General features: G+C 37.9%; 18 protein-coding genes. 5 read left to right on the forward strand and 13 right to left on the reverse strand.

The window, feature by feature from the left end; translation table 11 throughout:
• Positions 1-2: 2 nt before the first annotated feature.
• From PQO03_RS22140 to PQO03_RS15095, 12 genes are all read right to left on the reverse strand, one after another.
• Entirely contained in the window at positions 3-1274 is a 1272-nt protein-coding gene (locus PQO03_RS22140; protein WP_420792880.1) for an O-antigen ligase family protein, read from the reverse strand.
• A gap of 84 nt (positions 1275-1358) precedes the next feature.
• A complete protein-coding gene (locus tag PQO03_RS15045) occupies positions 1359-2741 on the reverse strand; it encodes a polysaccharide deacetylase family protein (protein ID WP_274154009.1) in 1383 nt (460 codons plus the stop codon).
• A 7-nt stretch (positions 2742-2748) separates the two neighbouring features.
• A complete protein-coding gene (locus tag PQO03_RS15050) occupies positions 2749-3192 on the reverse strand; it encodes a GNAT family N-acetyltransferase (RefSeq protein ID WP_274154010.1) in 444 nt (147 codons plus the stop codon).
• A 14-nt stretch (positions 3193-3206) separates the two neighbouring features.
• Positions 3207-3707 (reverse strand): hypothetical protein, encoded by a 501-nt coding sequence (locus PQO03_RS15055; protein WP_274154011.1) that lies wholly within the window; start codon positions 3705-3707, stop codon positions 3207-3209.
• 2 nt (positions 3708-3709) lie between these two features.
• Entirely contained in the window at positions 3710-4291 is a 582-nt protein-coding gene (locus tag PQO03_RS15060; RefSeq protein WP_274154012.1) for a hypothetical protein, read from the reverse strand.
• A 61-nt stretch (positions 4292-4352) separates the two neighbouring features.
• A complete protein-coding gene (locus PQO03_RS15065; RefSeq protein WP_274154013.1) occupies positions 4353-5618 on the reverse strand; it encodes a lipopolysaccharide biosynthesis protein in 1266 nt (421 codons plus the stop codon).
• Between the two features lie 30 nt (positions 5619-5648).
• Entirely contained in the window at positions 5649-6785 is a 1137-nt protein-coding gene (locus tag PQO03_RS15070; protein WP_274154015.1) for a DegT/DnrJ/EryC1/StrS family aminotransferase, read from the reverse strand.
• Positions 6786-6808: 23 nt separating this feature from the next.
• Complete coding sequence (locus PQO03_RS15075) at positions 6809-7378, reverse strand: acyltransferase (RefSeq protein WP_274154016.1); 570 nt, start codon at positions 7376-7378, stop codon at positions 6809-6811.
• Between the two features lie 9 nt (positions 7379-7387).
• Positions 7388-8446 (reverse strand): Gfo/Idh/MocA family protein, encoded by a 1059-nt coding sequence (locus PQO03_RS15080; RefSeq protein ID WP_274154017.1) that lies wholly within the window; start codon positions 8444-8446, stop codon positions 7388-7390.
• A 15-nt stretch (positions 8447-8461) separates the two neighbouring features.
• Positions 8462-9739 (reverse strand): nucleotide sugar dehydrogenase, encoded by a 1278-nt coding sequence (locus tag PQO03_RS15085; RefSeq protein WP_274154018.1) that lies wholly within the window; start codon positions 9737-9739, stop codon positions 8462-8464.
• On the reverse strand, positions 9736-11076 hold the full coding sequence (locus PQO03_RS15090) for a Wzz/FepE/Etk N-terminal domain-containing protein (protein ID WP_274154019.1): 1341 nt from the start codon (positions 11074-11076) through the stop codon (positions 9736-9738). The genes PQO03_RS15085 and PQO03_RS15090 overlap by 4 nt, the downstream gene beginning before the upstream one ends.
• A gap of 129 nt (positions 11077-11205) precedes the next feature.
• Positions 11206-12627, reverse strand: coding sequence for an O-antigen ligase family protein (locus tag PQO03_RS15095; RefSeq protein WP_274154020.1), 1422 nt, complete (start codon positions 12625-12627; stop codon positions 11206-11208).
• A gap of 417 nt (positions 12628-13044) precedes the next feature.
• Between PQO03_RS15095 and PQO03_RS15100 the strand changes: the two genes are divergently transcribed.
• The 4 genes from PQO03_RS15100 (at position 13045) to PQO03_RS15115 (ending at position 15885) form a co-directional block, all read left to right on the forward strand.
• The gene (locus tag PQO03_RS15100; protein WP_274154021.1) at positions 13045-13800 is read left to right on the forward strand and encodes a glycosyltransferase family 25 protein; all 756 of its coding nucleotides are present in this window, start codon (positions 13045-13047) and stop codon (positions 13798-13800) included.
• 129 nt (positions 13801-13929) lie between these two features.
• Positions 13930-15081 (forward strand): dTDP-glucose 4,6-dehydratase, encoded by a 1152-nt coding sequence (gene rfbB / locus PQO03_RS15105; RefSeq protein WP_274154022.1) that lies wholly within the window; start codon positions 13930-13932, stop codon positions 15079-15081.
• 155 nt (positions 15082-15236) lie between these two features.
• The gene (locus PQO03_RS15110) at positions 15237-15434 is read left to right on the forward strand and encodes a hypothetical protein (protein ID WP_274154023.1); all 198 of its coding nucleotides are present in this window, start codon (positions 15237-15239) and stop codon (positions 15432-15434) included.
• Positions 15421-15885 carry a hypothetical protein gene (locus PQO03_RS15115; RefSeq protein ID WP_274154024.1) on the forward strand — a complete coding sequence of 155 codons (465 nt, stop codon included), beginning with the start codon at positions 15421-15423 and terminating at the stop codon, positions 15883-15885. Before PQO03_RS15110 ends, PQO03_RS15115 begins: the two co-directional genes overlap by 14 nt.
• 473 nt (positions 15886-16358) lie before the next feature.
• On the opposite strand, the gene PQO03_RS15120 is transcribed toward PQO03_RS15115, so the two are convergent.
• Positions 16359-17462, reverse strand: coding sequence for an aspartate/ornithine carbamoyltransferase family protein (locus tag PQO03_RS15120; RefSeq protein WP_274154025.1), 1104 nt, complete (start codon positions 17460-17462; stop codon positions 16359-16361).
• 170 nt (positions 17463-17632) lie between these two features.
• Here PQO03_RS15120 and PQO03_RS15125 point away from each other — a divergent pair, with 170 nt between their 5' ends.
• Positions 17633-19021: a tetratricopeptide repeat protein gene (locus PQO03_RS15125; protein ID WP_274154026.1), complete on the forward strand. Its 1389-nt coding sequence runs from the start codon at positions 17633-17635 to the stop codon at positions 19019-19021.
• Positions 19022-19026: the final 5 nt, after the last annotated feature.

Here is a 19026-nt window from a genome sequence, read left to right on the forward strand (position 1 = left end):
GGTTATTTGTTTTTATTGAGTTTGAAAAAAATGCCTATGAAACAAAAATTTACAAGTACTTTGCTTGAGTAAAACTGATCTCCACTTGTGGAGACAAAGAAAAGCAACGACATGAAATACAACAATATGTAGGGATGTGAATGGTATCGTAAAAAGTTAATAAACATATTAAATATAAATGCTGAAAAAAGTGTCAAGCCCAATAAGCCACTTGATAATAAGATTGAAATGAAAACATTGTGAGGATAGTCAAGTCCCCCTGAATGGAAGTTATTCTTATAATCATAGTGATATTGAAAGCCTCTGCCAAGAATTAGCTCATGAAATTCATACTCTTTTAGTATTGCTAGACCATACGTTAGCCTATTTGTTCTAGAGCTAATGAGTTTACTGTCATTATTTGATGAAATGTCCATAGTGTTTAGTCTAAACTCTAGTTTATCTAATTCCCGTTGTGATGTTAGCTCGTGGTTAGAAAAAAAGTCAATATGAAATGCTGAAGACAAGATTATGGCTAAGAGTGTGATTACATAAAAACTTATTCGGAAAATTTTTAAGGATATTTTCTTAGTTGTGATTGTGCGAAGGAGCTTATGTATAGAGCAAATGAAAATGATAATGAAAAGTATGATAAATATCCTTCTTGATCCAGAGAGCATCATGGCACTGAAAATCAGCAGGCTAGCTGAAAGGAATGAAAAAGTACGAAGTCTAGCCCTTTCTTTTCTTAAAAAATCTATAATACAGAGGAAAGGAAATAGGAGTCCTAGAGAAAAAGAGTTATAATCTTTTCTTAGAGAGGTCCCCCATGGATATTGTGATCCTGGAGTTTCAAAAAAAGAGATATGGTGCCCCTTTAGTAGTAAAGCAAATTTTATTAATGCAATAATCGAAACGATAATACCTATAGATATAGACATAGATTTAAATTTGTTAAGAAAATATTTTAAATTTTCTCGATTTTTCAATATAGACAGACCTATTAGGAGAGAAAGACTACAGCTTATTAGGTTGTTGATACTGGTTTTGTTTAACAAATCTATTTCGCCAGAAATTGTGATTGAAAAAATAAAAGTGATTGCAAGACTAAGATATAGTTTTATATCAAAATTCCATGTATACTTAGTCTTTAGTATTATAGGAAATGATAATAGACCTATGGACCCAACAGATATAGCATACAGAGGGAAGCCATAAGGGAATATCAGACCTAATATGAGTATGACATAAGTTGACGAGTATAGGTGGATTAAGGAATTGTGTGAAATTTTCATTTATATAGAGCCGTGTACATTTTTCGGGTATCGCTCATGTAAATGAGTTCAGCACAGTTTTTTAGTAAAATACATTTAGACCGATTAATCATTAGGATGTTGTGTTAGTATATCGATAAATATTTGTTTATGGACGTCGGTTGTTAATGATGAATTGTGCCAAAGAAGAGTAAAGGTTCCGTTGAATTTATAACAAGTGTTCTTCAAGGTTGCGGCCAAATGACTTGTGTTGTTGTAATCATTATAAATGCCAGAGAGTGTGCTAGCTTCCATGAAAATTAGTGGTCTTTGGATGAGTTTGAGTGGAGATCTGCTACTGAGGTCGTACATCGTGAATTCGTAACAAATACCACAACGAAAGCCGGGTTTTTCTGCGTAGTAAAGGCTTGAATCATAAGTCATGCCAGAGTTTTCCAGAATGGCTGGAGTTTTCATGATATTATATCTCAAATAATGTTGTCGGCCCCCAATATTTATAGTATTAATGCCTTCGCGTTTTGTGATTTTTTGAAGCTTATCAAATTCAAACTTGTGTTGTGAGAGTGTTTGATAAGTATTGTAACTGCCATGTAAGCCTATTTCATGTCCCCTTGCGGAAATGCTTTGAAGTAAACCTGTTATCGGGGATTCATCTATATTATATTTACCATCGTAATTTAAATTTGTTTTATCACAGAGGAAATAAAAAGCACACTTTAAATTATTTTCTTCACATGATTTCATCATCCAATCAAAAGTATAAAAGGGGTCTAAGCTATAATCACCTTTCCTCATTGCAGCGAAGTTTCGATAACGTTTCCATGCAAGTTTAAGAGATTTTCGTTTTAGGAGATCGCTGGCGATTTGCCTTAATTCTTTTTTTAGAAAGCCTGAATTGGGGTTATATGGTGTGTCGACATCACAACTAATTAATTCTTTGTATTGCCTGGTTTTTCGTCGGAGTTTGGGGGATAAAGTACTAAGACAAAACCATAATATTTCGAGGTATTCATTAATAATCGGTCTAGCCAGAAAGTCTTCTTGGTAAGCAAGTGAAGCAGTGACAGGAAAACGATCATGTTTATCTCTATCTGTTTTTATAGCCTCTTCATAACGAGATAGCATAAAAAAAGAGGAACCAAAAATATCGATATCAAGTTGTATGTGATTTTCGGATATTTCTAAATTTGGCTTACCATAAATTATAGGTAGTGATGTAGATGGGAGGTCGACTGTTTTACTTAAACCACTTATGTCCAAATGTGCCAGAGGTTGTTCAGGTAGTGATTGAAGTTGCATCCATTTTTTGTCGGCGATGGTAAAAAAGTCATCGTTTATCTTGAGAGTTTTATTTTCATAGAGAATGGCTATGTCAGAACGGCTTTCATATATGACGGTGAATTCTAGTCCTAAAAAATCCCACAAAATGACTTTGAAAATATATTTGCGTTCATTAATGCAGTTATGAGGACATTTTATAGTGATCATTACTAAACTACCTAAGAAGAGATTTTGTTAATTGAGCTATTTTTAAGAGTTTAGAATTAGTTTTGGTAATGTTGAAATATGGTTTCTGAATGGCGCCAAATGCACGGAAAAAGCTTTCGATCGGCTCGATCATAGAACCCTCAAAATTAAAAGACGTTGACACAGTTGAGGCAAATTTAATAGCTTCCCACATACATAAACTTGTAGCTCCGCTATTGCGTAGCTCAGGGTCTCCGCCACCCATGATATAATAAGCTGATTCTTTATCCCAAATTAAGTAAACTCCAGCATGATGACGACCCTCAGGGTCTACTGCAATAAAAATTTTAGATGATTGATGATCTTGACAGGCTTTATGTAGTTTTTTAACATAACTTTCCGTGTAAGGAAGGTTTTTACTCTGGCGTGTAAAGATCATTTTATTTAAGTGAAGAAAATCTTTAAGGTCCAAATTTTGTTCAACTGTTAAGGCGTATTTTCCGGATGCTTTTTAATATCTGTTCTAATTTTACTTTGAAATTTTTCATAGGTTTTATCTAGATTCGAGAGGTCTTCAATAAGGTATGTATATTTTGTGGTTTGCTGAAAGCCTTTCCAGTAAAATGGTAACCAATTTTGATAGTTATAATGCCAGCTTTGTGAAAATTGGCTAAATGGGGGCAATTGGTCAATAAGTTCAGTCATCATTTTTTTTTCTTGTGAAAGACGTTTTGTATAATTGCATTTAGCTGGAGCTAACCATGGCCCCCAAATCTGGGTGAGCGGTGGCATGGTACAATAAGAAATGAAACCCTTTCTTTTAATAATTTGATAAGGCATTGAAGCTATGATTTCTTTACCTTTTACAACTAATGCTACGTCCCAATTATCGAAACCACAGGCTAAGTCTAACCACCATGATTGGCTGTAAATGGGGATGTCATTGTTAGAATTGCAATATTCACGGTAACGTCTTTTTTTTGTCATGATTAATTATACTCTTTAATAAAAACTTGTCCCATCAAGATTATCACTCTAAACTTATTTGTTTCTTTGAAACCTGATTTTTCTATTCCTTTTATCGATGCTGTATTAGTTTGGTCGGTGCTTATGTATAACTTATTTTTTGTGGCTTTAGCAATATAAGATAATGTTGACGGATAAGCTTTTTGCCCTCTAAATTGTTTCGCTGTTTCGCAGTTGTGTATATAGCTGGCTCCTTGGGGAAGTGTGTAGTTGAATTTGTATGTAAAGGTGACTGCATGCTTATGATTACTTACCATAGAGCGATGAATGCATTGGCCACCTAAGAATGTTAAATAAAGATCAATACCTGTTAAAGCTTGTTTTCGTATCCATTGATATTTTTGCTCACTTTCAAAATGTAAGAGATTAATGATTGAATCATGGTCAGCTTTTATCACGCGTAATTTATTGTTCACTGAAGATCTTTCTTCTTGATAAGAAAATAATATTATAGTTTTGTAGCTAAAAAGGTTTAGTTTCAAGTGTTTTATCATTTTCAATATTTTATTCATAGCGGGATTTAGTTTAAATAGTTTTTCATTCATTATTCACATCTTCGGTGAATCGAATATATTGTTATAATAATCGAATATAGATATTTTAATGTTATATGTTTTTGCCTTTAGAGAATTTCCAAGTCATTAAACCGTTAATTATAAACATGACAGAATAAGAACCGGAAATAGCTTTAAGAGAAAAGAGTAAATCTTTAAAATAATGACCAAAAATAAAAGATATTATTATTAAAGAAAATAATATGGTTTGCCACAGTAGATCTTGTTTTTGCTTTTCCGCAATCATAAACATGGTGCTTAAGGGGCTTAGATTAAAACGTAAATAAAACATTGGTGTAAGGATTTGTGCATAGTGGCCTGAGATTTTCCAGTGAGAACCGAAGATGAATTCAAAAAGAGTAGGAGCAGTATAATAGAAGACAATAAATGGAACGGTAGAGATATAAAATAATTTTTTTAATGTTTTTATATAAACTTTTTGACAGTTTCCGTTGTGAGTATAGGCATGACTAGCCTCCTGCCTAAATACATCTCCGATAGATTTTGCGATTATACTTGCAGGAGTAGATATTACTCTTTGTGTCAGAGCAAAAAAACCCGCTGAAGCTGAAGAGAAAAGTACATTCATAAGAATGATAGTACTTTGTGCTGCGGCACTGTTAAGCATATGAGAGAGTATTAAAAATTTTGGAAAATCACTAAACCTTTTGGCAAGAGCAATTTTGTTTAAACGGTGGGTTTTTTTAAAAGTGTCATGGTCTTCTTTCCATACTGTAGTAGTGAGGCTAATCAGAGAGATAAGTTGGCCAATTAAACTTCCTCCAATTAAACCAATTGCCGATAACCCGCTGACACCACAAAGTAATTGTGTAGATGAAGTTGTTCCAGTTTGGTATATTCTGTTGCGAGCAATGGATTTATAGTCTCGTTTTCTGTTGCACCAATAATAGAGACTTTGATAAATCCCGGTGATTAGTACAGAAAATGGAATTAAATATAGCCATGTTTTAATTTCAGGATTACCCAATAATCGAGATATAGTGCCATTTAAGAAAAATACCGATATCATTAGAGCTAAGCTGCTATATGCAGTTATACTTATAGAAAGAATCGTTATATTAGCCGCATCAATATCTTTTCGAGGTATCATAATTGCTAATTCATATCTGCCTGTTGCAATTATAGAAATTATTGATATTAAAGATATATATAAAGCAAACAGGCCAAACTGTTCAGGAGTATAGATTCTGGTTAATATAGGACTTATCGCAATTGGAATTGCTTGAGCAATGGAAGTTCCGGTTATAAGTGTAAGTATACTTTTGCTAGTCTGGTTGCTAGGTTCGGTTCTATTCATGAATTAAGTTATTAGTAGATCTCGTCTTATTTAAGACTGTGAATTGTTGGATTTATTGACTTTTTTAATGACCAAAGATGCAGTGTCTTTACTTATATATCCCGACATGGGGATACTAAAGACTCTTGTTGATATTTTTTCAGCAATAGGGAAATCACCTTCTATATAAGTTAAGTACTTAAAGGCCGTTTGCAGATGTAAACATTTTGCATAATAAATGACGGAAGGTATCTCTTCATTTTTTAAATTCTGCATGATTTCCTGTCGAGTAGTAGAGTTTTCTGCACGTAAAGAATACTGTGCCCAGGAACTAATAAAGCCAGTGGGTGTTTTTGGTGTTAGCAAAAAATTATTTAATAAGGAGGAGTTATAATGTCTTGCCACGTCATTACGATTACTTAACTCTTGCGGGAAGTCTGTAAGTTTTTCCAGGAGAATCGCAGCTTGGATTGTGTCGAGGCGACTGTTCATGCCAATGCGCACATTATCGTATTTGTCTGAGCCTTTACCATGGACTCTGTAGGAGCGTAAGAGTTCGGCTATATCATCATCATTGGTAAACAAGGCCCCGCCATCACCATAGCAACCCAATGGCTTAGCAGGGAAAAAGCTCGTTGTGGCAATGTCGCCAAAACTACCCGCTTTTTGTCCATCGATTTCGCCACCAAAGCCTTGCGCGGCATCTTCGATGACCAGCATATTATATTCTTTGGCAATTTTATTTAATTTCGGATAATCAGCAGGTAATCCGAAAAGGTCGACAGGCATTATAGCTTTGAGCTTTAATTTCCCTTCATCCTTGATTTTTATAATGCGCTTCCTGAGATCTTTTGGACAAATGTTAAATGTCTCTTCATCTGAGTCAACAAAAACTGGTGTCGCACCGACAAAAGAAATGGCTTCGGCAGTAGCAAAAAAGGTGAAAGTAGGGCAGAAGACGGCATCACCGGGACCAATATTGAGAGCCATTAGAGCCAATTGTAAAGCATCAGTCCCATTTGCACAAGTAATGACGTGTTTAACTCCGACATATTCAGCAAGTTTTTGTTCTAACTCAAGTACTTCCGGACCCATGATATATTTCCCATGATCTAGAACCGTATGGATTCGTTCATCAATACGACTTTTAAGGTGCTTGTATTGGCTTTTAAGATCTATAAATTGCATAATTTCTACTTAATTTGTGAGATTTAATATTCTCTGGTTACCGTGCCAGACTTGAGCTGGTATATATCACCTGTGTGCGGACAAGTACATTGTCCACTACCCGTCAATGGAAGATCTAGTCGTTCCCCATAAGCGGACATCCAAGCTATTTGTTTTGCAGGTACGCCAACCATTAGAGCATACGCAGGAACATCTTTATTCACAACTGTACCTGCACCAATAAAAGCATTTTCTCCAATTGTTACTCCACACACAATGGTGCAGTTTGCGCCTAGTGTGGTGCCCCGCTTTACAAGCGTATTGCGATACTCATCTTTTCGACTAACGGCCGAGCGTGGGTTATACACATTGGTAAAGACCATTGATGGGCCGCAAAAAACATCGTCTTCTATAGTGACGTTGTCATATACTGAGACATTATTCTGGACTTTAACATTATTTCCAATCGATACTTTATTGCCGACGAAGACATTTTGTCCAAGAGAGCAAGCCTCTCCTATATTCGCTCCGGAGCATATATGTACCCAATGCCAAATTGAGGTGTCTTTGCCAATCTGAGCACCAGGGTCAATTATTGCAGTATTGTGAATCATCGATTCTCCTTAATAATGCAATGGAAAATTAACAGTTTTACCATCTCGAGCCGAAATGTACGCTCCAATAAGAAGTTCGAGAGATTTTAGGCCTTCGCGACCATCGGTTTCAGGTTCAGCTGTACCACGAAGGACATCTACGATATTTTTATAGTAAAGAGGATGGCCAAAACCATATACTGAAGTCGTTTCATAATTTGCATTCTCGACTTCGGCGTCGTAATCTTTGGCCTCGGCAAAATTCCATTCCTGGATTTCATTTACAGCTAAACCACCAATACGAACGGTACCTTCTGATCCTAGGATGGTGATACTTCCTTCGAGATTTTTTGGATATGTACACATGGTTACGGCCATGGAGCCTAGAGCACCATTGCGCCATCTTATATTCAATACGCCAGTGTCTTCTACTTCAATATCTCTTTCTCTTGTTGCCATCATTGCTTGTACTGATTCTACGGGGCCAATAAGCCAGTCAACAAGATCTACGTAATGAGATGCTTGATTCATAAAAGCACCACCATCTAATTCCCAAGTACCACGCCATTTTGCTTGATCATAGTACTCTTGAGGTCGAGTCCAAAAAACATTAAGATGAACCATGTTAATACGACCAAATCTTTTTTCTTCAACCGCTCTCTTTAAAAGTTGGAGTGTTGAGTTACGACGGTTTTGTTTGACAACAAAGAGGTGTACAGATGCTTTGTCGCATGCTTTGACCATATCGAGGCCATCTTGCCAGCGAGTCGCCATTGGCTTTTCTGAAATAACATGAACTCCCGCTTGAGCAATAAGAACGGCCTGGTGGGGGTGAATTCCACTTGGAGTACAAATACTAACGGCATCAAGCTGTTCATCTCTAAGCATGTTTTCTAACTTATCATAGGAATTTACGTGATAGGTTTCTTTTGCAAGAGTCAAAGCTTTTTCATCATTGTCACATATAGCAACGAGTTCAAAATCTTCTTTATGTGCGTCAATTGAGCCAAAGTGATTTTTAGCAATGCGTCCACAGCCAAGAACAGCTATACGGATTTTTCGACCAATAATTTCATCTGTATTTAACATTATATTTATCCTTTCTTAAAGTCTATCTGTAATAATATTTTTAGGCAAAGCAGATTTGATATCGTAAACCACCGAATTTTCATGTGTCAATTCCGCAAAATCGTACTCAAGGAATTCTTTGTGATTGACGGCTAAGACAATCGCATCATAATCAGTAGCAAAAATCATTTCTCTGTTAACTAAATCAAAGCCATATTCATGTCTCACTTCATCTGTATCGGCCCATGGGTCAAATACATCTACAGCACAGCCAAATTGTTTTAGCTCTTCAATAACATCCACAGCACCTGAATTACGGATGTCAGGACAGTTTTCTTTGAATGTCACTCCTAGTACAAGTGTTTTTGCTCCGGAGACGCGGTGGTTTCGATGAATCATTAATTTGACTACTTTTTGGGCTACGAAATTGGCCATGTTATCATTCAGGCGACGTCCCGCTAAAATGATTTCAGGATGATAATCAAGCTCTTCAGCTTTATGAGTTAAGTAGTAGGGGTCAACACTAATACAGTGTCCTCCAACCAAGCCAGGTCTAAATGGAAGAAAGTTCCATTTAGTTCCTGCAGCTTCTAAGACATCTAAAGTATCGACGCCTACTCTATCGAAAATCAATGCTAATTCATTCACCAAAGCAATATTTAAATCGCGTTGAGTATTTTCAATCACCTTTGCCGCTTCGGCAACTTTAATAGATGTTGCCTTGTGAGTGCCTGCGGTAATTATGGATTTGTAAAGAGCGTCAACAAAGTCTGCTGTTTCAGAAGTTGAACCTGAAGTTACTTTCATGATATCGGGTAGACGATGTTGCTTGTCGCCTGGATTGATACGTTCAGGGCTATAGCCTGCAAAAAAGTCTGTATTAAATTTTAAGCCGGATATTTTCTCTAATATCGGTACGCAAACTTCTTCTGTTGCACCTGGGTAAACGGTAGATTCATATATGACTACATCTCCAGCTGCAATCACTTCTCCTAACATTGCAGAGGCTTTTTCAAGTGGAGATAAGTCGGGACGTTTATAGGCGTCTATCGGTGTGGGTACCGTGACGATATAGACATTGGCTTTTTTTAGAGATTCTGTATCGTTACTAAAAGATAATTTTGTAGCGGCTTCTAACTCTGCCTTAGATACTTCTAAAGTAGAATCGTTGCCTGAAGATAGCTCATTTACTCTATCCTTACTGATATCAAAACCTAGTGTGTTATGTATTTTACTAAATTCTACAGCGAGGGGTAAGCCGACGTAGCCTAGGCCAAGTACCGCAATGCCCCTAATTTCAACTCCTTCAATCATTTTAACTCCCCTTCATTCTTGCAATTGATATAATTACGCTCTTTAAGAGCATTTAAAAAAATGGCTAGCATACCGCTGAAGATGAAAGCTAGGAAGTTAACAGCAGTAAATATCAATAATTTTTTTGACATCGCTTTTTGTCCATCGAGTGTTGCTTTTTTAAACACACTGTAACTACTGAATGTAGGAAGGTCCTTATTTAAGGATGCAAGCTTTTCTTTCTCTATAAGAATTTGTGGAAGTTGTTTAATAAATGGGGTGTCATCTTTTCGGTTTTTGAGAGCTATTAGAGACTGGTCGTTTTGGATTAGATGAATTTGTTTATCGATGGAGCTTAAAGAATCAAGATAGGCAGCATCATCTTTACGTGAAGATAAAATATCTATTTGGGTCGAAAGGTAATCGGATCCTTTAAGATATAGAGTATCGGGGTTTTGTTGGAGCTGGATGGATCTGTCGCTGGTGTCGCTGGTGTCGCTGGTGTCGCTGGTGTCGCTGGTGTCGCTGGTGTCGCTGGTGTCGCTGGTGTCGCTGGTGTCGCTATATTTTTTTATTTGTAGTTTCTGTGCAATGTTTAAAGCGTCTTTATAGCGGTTGATTTTTGTTTCACGTTTGGCTTTGGCCTCATCAAGTAGAGCTTTTTTTTCTTGTTCTAAGGTTTTAATTTTTTCACTATTTAGAGATTCTTTCCTAGTGATTTCAAACATTCTTTCCGATTTAGCGTTGATTTTTAAAAGCTCAATTTTTTCATCTAGGTCTACAAGGCTTGCGCTCTTTAAATTCACGTACATTGAGCTTAGAGTAGAAGTTACTATTTTATTGGTGTGAAATGTATAGTTGTTGAGTAAGTTGACGGCATTAGCTTGACTGTGAGAGTTGTAAGTTAATCTAACTCTTTGAGGAGGTAAGGGAGCTCCCTTAGTTTTGCCTGCTACAGGCAGGATGACCTCGAATTTCAAGAGTTTAGCAGCTTCTGTGAGTAATTCTTCTTCAGTGCGGGAGTCATCTGTGAAAAGTTTTTCTAAGTAGTTATTTTCTTTGATGAAGTCTTTGAAGTTATCGGGTGATATTAATTCTTTATAGTAGGTTTGAAAAAGATATTCTGGGCTTATTTTAATAATGCTATTCCGGGTGATTTTCGCAAAATCATTTTCTTTCGGTGAGTTAACGATTAGACTTGTGGTGAATAGTTTTGGTTGAGATTTTAAAATAAAGTAAGTCGATATTCCCACTATAAGTACTATCCCAAAGATTAGTTTCCATGATTTCACCAAAGTTATTATTACGTCAATAAGATCGATTTCATTTGAGAGGCTAGTTTGCTTTACTTCGGTCATAGTTATGGGCTTGTTTAAAGTTTAATGATTTTGAATCTAGTTTTATAGAAACAGAAGTCAATATACTCGTTCGTTTTTTATGTATATGTATATGTTTATGGGAGGGGCAAGAGAGCATTTTTGATCTAGTTAAGTTGGAGAAGTGCGGTTAGTTTTTTTTAGTGAGACTGTAACGAAGAGGGGGAGGATGAGGTATATCCAAAAGGGGCGTAGTTTAAATAGGAGAAGGTGGTCGTCGAGGTTCACAAAAATAAACAAGCAGATCATAATGGTTCTCATCGATGGGGGGCTTATATAAATTATGTGTATAAATAATAATAGATATAGGATTAAGGCTATGAAGCCGCCTTTATAAAGTAAGCCAAAAGCGAGGGAGTGGCTATCATGAAGGCCGCTAGGGGTTTGAAAGTGGTGTGTTTTTATTTCGTTGCCTCTGCCAAATGAAGGGTTTTCTTGCCATTGCCGAATGAGCTCTTTCCAGATTGTTGTTCGACCACCTAAGCTGGAGTCGAAATAGAAAGCCCTAGGAGTTTTTTTACTTAAGATTATGGTATGGCTACTTTCATCTTTCATGCGCTCCGTGAAGTAAACTAGATAGTCTTTTAGTGGGTTTTTTGACTGACTGATAGATGTGAAGCGTATGTTTAGGTTCTGGGGCTTATCGAGGCGAATGACAAGTATTTCATATCTCTGTAGTGTGTAACTATCGGTTGTTTTTTTTACTGTAGATTTAGTGCTACTATTATATATACTTGCATTGAGTCGGCTTTTTTGTTGTAGGTTTTTGATTTTTAAATTTTTAATATGTACCGGTTGTGAACCGGTGTTTTTTATGCGAAAAATTGAAAGAGATGAGTTTTTATGGGGACTTATGTCGTAGTTGTGTGAAATGTTAGTGCGGCTAATTATTTGAAATAGGGCGTGCTTTTTAAGGGTGTATAATGTGCTGGCAGAGATGGCGATAAAAAGAGCGAATAATAGTGTGAGTTGCATCTTGTTGTGTCTGACTTTTAAGAAAGCCAGGATCGGGCAGCTAACTAAAAAGGCGGCGAGTGGTCCGCGTGATTGAGATAAGATTAAACAATAAACACAAAGAATTGTTGCTGATAGGGCCCATTTTTTAGCGACAGAGCTGTGTGTAGCAATAGATAGGTTTGTTATGCTTAGGAAAGCAAAAATTTTCCCGGTTACAACGGCTTGGTGATCGAGCTGGGTGTAACCAGTAAGTCGAGTATAGGTATCGGTTTTGAAAAAATGCCACTGGATGATTAAGGAGAGAGCGTAGAGGATGGAGATGAAAGGAATGAGGCGGATGAGTGGAGTAAAGTCATGTTCGTGTAGTTTTACAGACCAATAGATGAGATTAAAAAAACAAAAGGTATAAAAGAGGTACTTGAACTGGTCGGTGTCGGCTTCGCCGTCGCTAGGAAATTGTGAACGTATGACGAGGAAGAGTGAAAGGGTCCAGAATAGGATAAAACCTTTGTTTTTTATTAAATTTTTCCAGGGTAGGAGTGTAATATTAAATAATGTTAATGGTATGGCAGTCAAATAAAAAATATTATTTCTTAATTTATTGCTAGGGCTAAAGCAACAGAATAGAATTAGTAAGACGAGCATCGTAGATGAATGCTGTCTTAGATATTGAGCAATGCAATTGACGCACTTTTTCATAATTGTATTTTCGACGAATTCTATGGCTAAGATAGAATAGGGCTCCCTCTCCTTGTTTTCTACTATAAAGTATAGAGGGGATATTTTTTTAGGAAAGTTATTTGTAGTGATTGTTGCTTTTTTTTTGTGACATATATTTGTGGGTGTGCCGATTTATGATATTTAGGAAGCTTATGCTTGTTACATGATTCAATAGCGCACTGGAAATTATATTTATAAGTGATGTATTTGTCTAGACAGCTTCAGGGATGAAAGGTATATGTGTCACTCGAGAATATTATATAATGAGATCTTATGATTAAAACTTACGTTCTTTCAATGGAGAAAGAAATTGAGCGCAGAGCGAGCTTAGTGTGTAGCTTGAAGGACTTGGGCGTAGATTATGAGCTGTTTGATGCAGTGGATGGTAAGCAGATTGGGGAAGACCATCCAGAATATCATTTAGTAAATGATTCTAGTCGACCTGATTTATATAAACGTATACTAAATGCAGGTGAAAAGGGGTGTTTTATCTCACATTACCGTTTATGGAAAAAACTTATTGATAGTGATGACGAATGGATGTGTGTACTGGAGTCAGATGCCCAGCCTATGTCTAGTTTTAAACAAGTATTAAAGTCTTTGTCAGAATCAGGTCAAAATACCGAGTATGTAATGTTAAATTACAGTAAGTGTTGGCCATCTCATTTTGGCAGGCATGAGCTTGTTGATAACTATAATCTGGTCAGATTCGCTAATAAACGTACATACTTTACTTCTGCTTATCTTTTGCGTCGCTCGGGGGCACAAAAGTTGCTAGATTTAGTGAAAGAATATAAGGTGTGTATGCCAGTTGACGACTTCATTACTGGAGGTAGGCTTCCAAAAACATTAAATACTTGGGCGGTATATCCAAGGGTGGTAGAATTATCTGCTCTTGCTAAAATTTCAAACATCTACTTAGAGGGCGAAAAAGAGATTAAATATGAGAAGAAGCGTGGCTTGATCGCACGAAACTCCAGGAAAATCCGAATCTTTTTTACGAAATTTACTCAGCGTCATTCGCTTTAGTGTTTAATATTAAGAGCTAAGCGATAGGTATATTAGTACTCAAGTATTAATTGATAGCTCTGTTACAGAGTGAGATGAGACGGGGGTCATTCTTTTGTCCCCGAAAAATTATTAATTAGGAATTTATTAATGCGAATTATTGTCACAGGTGGTGCGGGCTTCATTGGTTCTGCAGTTATCAGAAATCTTATTGAAAACACCAATGACGAAGTACTCAATTTAGATAAGTTGACTTACGCAGGGAATTTAGAATCGTTGACTTCTGTTGAGAACTCTGAGCGTTATCATTTTGCGCAAGTGGATATTTGTGATCAGACTGCTGTAGAGAAAGTATTTGAGGCTTTTCAGCCAGATATCGTGATGCACTTGGCGGCGGAGTCCCATGTGGATCGTTCCATCGATGGTCCAGGTGAATTTATGCAGACGAATATTATCGGAACTTATACGCTTTTAGAAGTGGCTCGCAAGTATTGGAGTTCTTTGCCTGAGGGCCTAGGACAAGCAGGAGACAGGAAACAGGAGTCAGGAAGTGGCAATGGGGGAAATATATCCGGCCCTACAAAAACAAGCTTCCGCTTCCACCATATATCCACAGATGAAGTCTATGGCGATTTAGATGGCCCCGAGGATCTTTTTAAGGAGGATACGCCTTATGCGCCGAGTTCACCTTACTCAGCCTCTAAAGCCTCGTCTGACCACTTAGTACGTGCTTGGAATAGAACTTATGGTTTACCGATTGTGATCACTAATTGCTCCAATAATTATGGCCCCTTTCACTTTCCTGAAAAATTGATTCCTTTAGTGACGCTCAATGCATTAGCTCAAAAAGATTTACCTGTATATGGTGACGGCAAGCAAATTCGTGATTGGCTCTATGTCGATGACCATGCGCGTGCTTTATGCTTAGTTGCAAAAGAGGGCGTGAATGGTGAGACTTACAATATTGGTGGGCATAACGAAAAACAGAATATTGAAGTAGTAAAAACCATTTGCTCTATTCTTGATGAACTCGCCCCGATTGCGGAGAGTTCCCTCATTCAAAATTCAAAATCAAACATTAAAAATTACGAAGACTTAATTATCTTCGTTAATGACCGTCCAGGTCATGATTTGCGTTATGCGATTGATGCAAGTAAAATCGAAAAAGATCTTGGCTGGGTACCTCAAGAAACTTTTGAGTCAGGAATTAGAAAGACAATCGAATGGTATTTAGCCAATAAAGAAACTTGGTGTAAAAATGTCCTTGATGGATCTTACCAAATGGAACGCTTGGGGAATTAGACGCGCTAACGCTGAAAGACCGCGCTTTGCGCCAATTTTTAATTTTAAATGCTTAATTTTGAATTGAAGCCCTGAAGCCCTGAACCGTCTTTGAGTTGCGTTGAATTTTAAGAGGGCTATACTGTACTATTCATTAAATGTAATGGTTTTTGATTATGGAAAAACGTATACGAGTTGGAAAAGTTGAAGATCAAGATGATTTCAGGCGTTCTGATCTATCCCAGTTAAGTGGAGATCAACGTTTGGCGATGTTAATTCAAATGCAGTCGCGTTATTTGCGATGGGATCTTCATTCCAATATGGAGCGAGTGGGACGTTTGAAAAGAAAGAGTTTCCGCGATGTTCCCGAGTAGTTTATCTGAAGATATGTTGGATTTTTTGCGACTTCTGCAAAAAAATGAAGTCGAGTTCCTCATTTGCGGTGGTCATGCTGTTTGTTTTTATGGTTTTCCAAGGATGACAATGGATTTTGATATTCTTGTAAAACCCAACGAAACTAATGCTGAACGTCTTATGCAAAGTTTATTAGAGTTCGGCTTTGGTGGAGTGAAAGAATTAAAGAAAGAATTGTTTTGTCAGAGAGGGACAGTGTTTACTCTCGGAGCTCAACCCAATCAAATTGATTTATTGACATCAGTCAGTAGTCAGAGTGAGGAAGAGATTTTTTCTCACCAAGTACTAGGACAGATGGAGGGATTAAGTTTAAATTTCATTTCTTATGATGATTTAATTCGAGCCAAAAAAGAAGCAGGAAGACTCAAAGATCAGTTGGATGTGGAGGAGTTGGAAAAACTTCAGAGTTGAGCGCTGAAAGACCGCGCTACGCGCACTGCGCACTGAGTGGAGCTTGGAGAGAAACGCTTCGCGCCAATTTTAAATTTTAAATACTTAATTTTGAATTGATAAAGCCATAGATCCGCAAGAAACTTTCGAGTCGGGAATTAGGCGCGCTTTGCGCTGAAAGACCGCGATTTGCGCTGGTGGAAGGCGGGGAAGTAGATGTAGCTCCAAAACTGCTTGAAATTATTTTAGCGAAGCTAATAAGCCCGCGGTGAGCCCTCAATGAATGGGGACTACATTTCTGCGCTCTTCGAGCTCAAATGTCTCTTAAGTCCCCAGTCATTAGTGGCTATCTTCCCACCGGAGGCATTTATAGCTTTTGATATATATATATATATCGCTCGGTGAAGGGCAATTTGAACCATATTATCGAGGATAGGTACTTGGATTTGACTCTTGGCTAAGCCCGGGAGATAGAATGTTTTAAGATTAGTTGATTAAATATCGGCGGTGTGGTTGGCTTGCTTGCAGATATCAGCCCAGTAGCACATGATTTTTTGGTCGTAGCCAGTGATGTGGCTCATGAGTGCGGCTCGAGCCCACATGCCATTTCGCTCTTGGCGCCAATATTTAGCGCGGGGATCATTGTCAATCGCACTGTCTAATTCTTCCCGTCTTGGAAGAGGGTGCATGATGGCGCAGTGCTCTTTGAGAATGGGCAGGTGTTCAGCTCTAAGTGAAAATTCAGGGAAGGATTTTTCGCTTTTATCATTGCCAGTATCGTGCTCATCTTGAACTCGAGTCATATAAATAGCATCGGCATCGGGGAGGTGTTTAACGAATTCGTGACTGACGGTGTAGTGAACCTTTTTTTCTTTTAAGAAGGAAATGACATCTTCAGACATTTTGAATTTTTCTGGTGAGGACAGGATGAGCTTTGTTCCAGGGAAGAAACTGATGAGTTTACTGAGTGAGCGTACGGTACGTCCACGGAGCAGGTCACCGGCTAAGATTATAGTTTTGCCTTCTAGCCCACCATGATGTTCGAATGAACGTATGAGTGTATAGATATCCAAGATGGCTTGTGTGGGGTGTTGGTCCTTTCCTGAGCCTGCGTTGAGTATTGGAATAGGGCGCTCAGAGTTGTTGAGGCAATAAGCTGCTTGTTCTGCATAGCCTTCTTTAGGATGGCGCATAATGATAAAATTAAAGTAAGATGAGAAGGTCCGGATCGTGTCTTCAAAAGTCTCGCCTTTGACTTCGGAGCTGATGCTCGCATCCCGAACGTCACTGGTTTGAATTCCCAGGATTTGACAAGCCGTACGAAAACTTAAATAAGTACGGGTCGAAGGCTGCATGAAGTAGAGCATGGCCTTGTAATGAGGCATGAGTCCTTGTAAGAAAAGGGCGCCTTTTTTTGATTTGCTGATAGAGCGGATGACATTTGTTAATTTATAGATGTGATCAATAAATTCGCGGTCAAATTGTTGAGAATGGAGGCAGTGGAAAATTTTCCCATTTTCATTAAAATATGGTTTTTTTTCTTCTGGACTTAAAGCCTGAAATTCAGGCCAGGTAAGGTTTTTTGTTTCGCTGAGCATGGGGCATCCTCGTTAAAAAAATTAAGATTGATCGAATGATAGCTTCGGCTGTAAATAAAGTCAAGTTTTTGCTTCTTTTAAGTTTGTGAATTACGAGGCGTGAATTGTCAGTGTTAGCTAGGAGGTTTAGATTAGCGGGATATTAAAAATTGAACTAATCCGGAGACTATATGCAGCCAAAAACTGTAAAAGAAGTTGATGAACGCACGCGTGAATTATACACAAGAGCAGAAGAAGCATTACAGCAAAAAAATTATGACTATGCAATAGATTTATTCCAAAATTGTTTAAAGCAAGTGCCGGCATTAAAAGAAGCGCGTACATCATTGAGACAGGCGACCTTATTGAAGTTCGGCGGTAAGCCTAGCTCTGCGAAACAAGCCATGGTAGCCATGAAATTTTCGGTGACTCTTACAGTGAAAATTCCCGGTTTAATTCGTAAGGGTGAGTACTTTAAAGCCATGCGTCTTTGTGAAGAGGTTCTAGCTAGTGACCCGAGTAATTTGTCGGCAAGTCGTTTACTTGCGGAAGCAGCAACCGAAGCAGAGATGAATTGGGTCGCAATAGATGTGATGGAGTTGGCATCACGTTATAATCCGACTGATGCAGATGTGAACCTATACCTGGCACAAATATATAATGAAAACGGACTTGGGATTAAGGCGGTAGAGCTTTGTGAAAAGCTTCGCAAGTATCACCCCAAAGATGAGAGAATTGTGACAATGCATAACTCATCGCAAGCAAGAATGGCGATGGATGATGGTGGTCTTGATGGCAATAAAGAAGAGAAAGTAGAAGGCGAAGAAGTGAAATTTGATGCCTATGAAACTCAGACCATGCAGAGTACTCGTAATACGACAATTATCACCAAGGGCTCAGATCACTACGTGCAGGAATTAATGCAAGGCAATGATACGGTGGATACTCGTAAGCGTCTGGCACGTGAGTTCATCCGGGAAGGCGAGTATGATCAAGCCGTTGAGATTTTGCAAGAAGCGCTCGATATGGAGCATGCAGTAGATGTGCAGCTTCAAAAATTAGTCTTTACTGCAGTAGAAGGGCGTATTGATAATGCACTAGACTCATGGAAAGACCATTTAGAGGAATCAAGTACGGAGCTCGAAAGAGAAGAAGCGATTGCGGAGATCGCAAATCTTGAGCAAACCAAGAAAGATATCCTTTTAGATCGTGCGCGTGAACAGGTGGGGCATTTCCCGAATGATCCTAAAAACAATATGGCATTTGCCGAGATATTGGTTGAACGTGGAATGTTTGAAGAGGCATTAGATCCACTAACTAAAGCAGCGACAAGTCCACGTTTCACCACGAGAGCATACATGCTCCGAGGACAATGTCGTATTGGTTTAGAGCTTTTTGATAAGGCAAAAATTGACCTTAGTAAAGCCTTAGAGTCGCTGCGTCCTCGCGATAGAAATGAAGCGGAATTAAATCATTTATTAGGAATGTCTCTAAAAGCCTTAGGCGAAAGCGATGCAGCAGAAAAATATTTTTCTAAAGCTCAAGAACTTGGTTTTAGCGAAAATTCAGGAAAGGAATAATTAAG

This window comes from Lentisphaera profundi (genome assembly GCF_028728065.1).
GTDB classification, from domain to species: Bacteria; Verrucomicrobiota; Lentisphaeria; order Lentisphaerales; family Lentisphaeraceae; genus Lentisphaera; species Lentisphaera profundi.

Bases quoted from the DNA above. Each gene is read 5' to 3' on its own strand.
- PQO03_RS22140 (WP_420792880.1), bottom strand. From the start codon at position 1,274: ATGAAAATTTCACACAATTCCTTAATCCACCTATACTCGTCAACTTAT.
- PQO03_RS15045 (WP_274154009.1), bottom strand. From the start codon at position 2,741: ATGATCACTATAAAATGTCCTCATAACTGCATTAATGAACGCAAATAT.
- PQO03_RS15055 (WP_274154011.1), bottom strand. From the start codon at position 3,707: ATGACAAAAAAAAGACGTTACCGTGAATATTGCAATTCTAACAATGAC.
- PQO03_RS15060 (WP_274154012.1), bottom strand. From the start codon at position 4,291: ATGAATGAAAAACTATTTAAACTAAATCCCGCTATGAATAAAATATTG.
- PQO03_RS15065 (WP_274154013.1), bottom strand. From the start codon at position 5,618: ATGAATAGAACCGAACCTAGCAACCAGACTAGCAAAAGTATACTTACA.
- PQO03_RS15070 (WP_274154015.1), bottom strand. From the start codon at position 6,785: ATGCAATTTATAGATCTTAAAAGCCAATACAAGCACCTTAAAAGTCGT.
- PQO03_RS15075 (WP_274154016.1), bottom strand. From the start codon at position 7,378: ATGATTCACAATACTGCAATAATTGACCCTGGTGCTCAGATTGGCAAA.
- PQO03_RS15080 (WP_274154017.1), bottom strand. From the start codon at position 8,446: ATGTTAAATACAGATGAAATTATTGGTCGAAAAATCCGTATAGCTGTT.
- PQO03_RS15085 (WP_274154018.1), bottom strand. From the start codon at position 9,739: ATGATTGAAGGAGTTGAAATTAGGGGCATTGCGGTACTTGGCCTAGGC.
- PQO03_RS15090 (WP_274154019.1), bottom strand. From the start codon at position 11,076: ATGACCGAAGTAAAGCAAACTAGCCTCTCAAATGAAATCGATCTTATT.
- PQO03_RS15100 (WP_274154021.1), top strand. From the start codon at position 13,045: ATGATTAAAACTTACGTTCTTTCAATGGAGAAAGAAATTGAGCGCAGA.
- rfbB (WP_274154022.1), top strand. From the start codon at position 13,930: ATGCGAATTATTGTCACAGGTGGTGCGGGCTTCATTGGTTCTGCAGTT.
- PQO03_RS15110 (WP_274154023.1), top strand. From the start codon at position 15,237: ATGGAAAAACGTATACGAGTTGGAAAAGTTGAAGATCAAGATGATTTC.
- PQO03_RS15115 (WP_274154024.1), top strand. From the start codon at position 15,421: ATGTTCCCGAGTAGTTTATCTGAAGATATGTTGGATTTTTTGCGACTT.
- PQO03_RS15120 (WP_274154025.1), bottom strand. From the start codon at position 17,462: ATGCTCAGCGAAACAAAAAACCTTACCTGGCCTGAATTTCAGGCTTTA.
- PQO03_RS15125 (WP_274154026.1), top strand. From the start codon at position 17,633: ATGCAGCCAAAAACTGTAAAAGAAGTTGATGAACGCACGCGTGAATTA.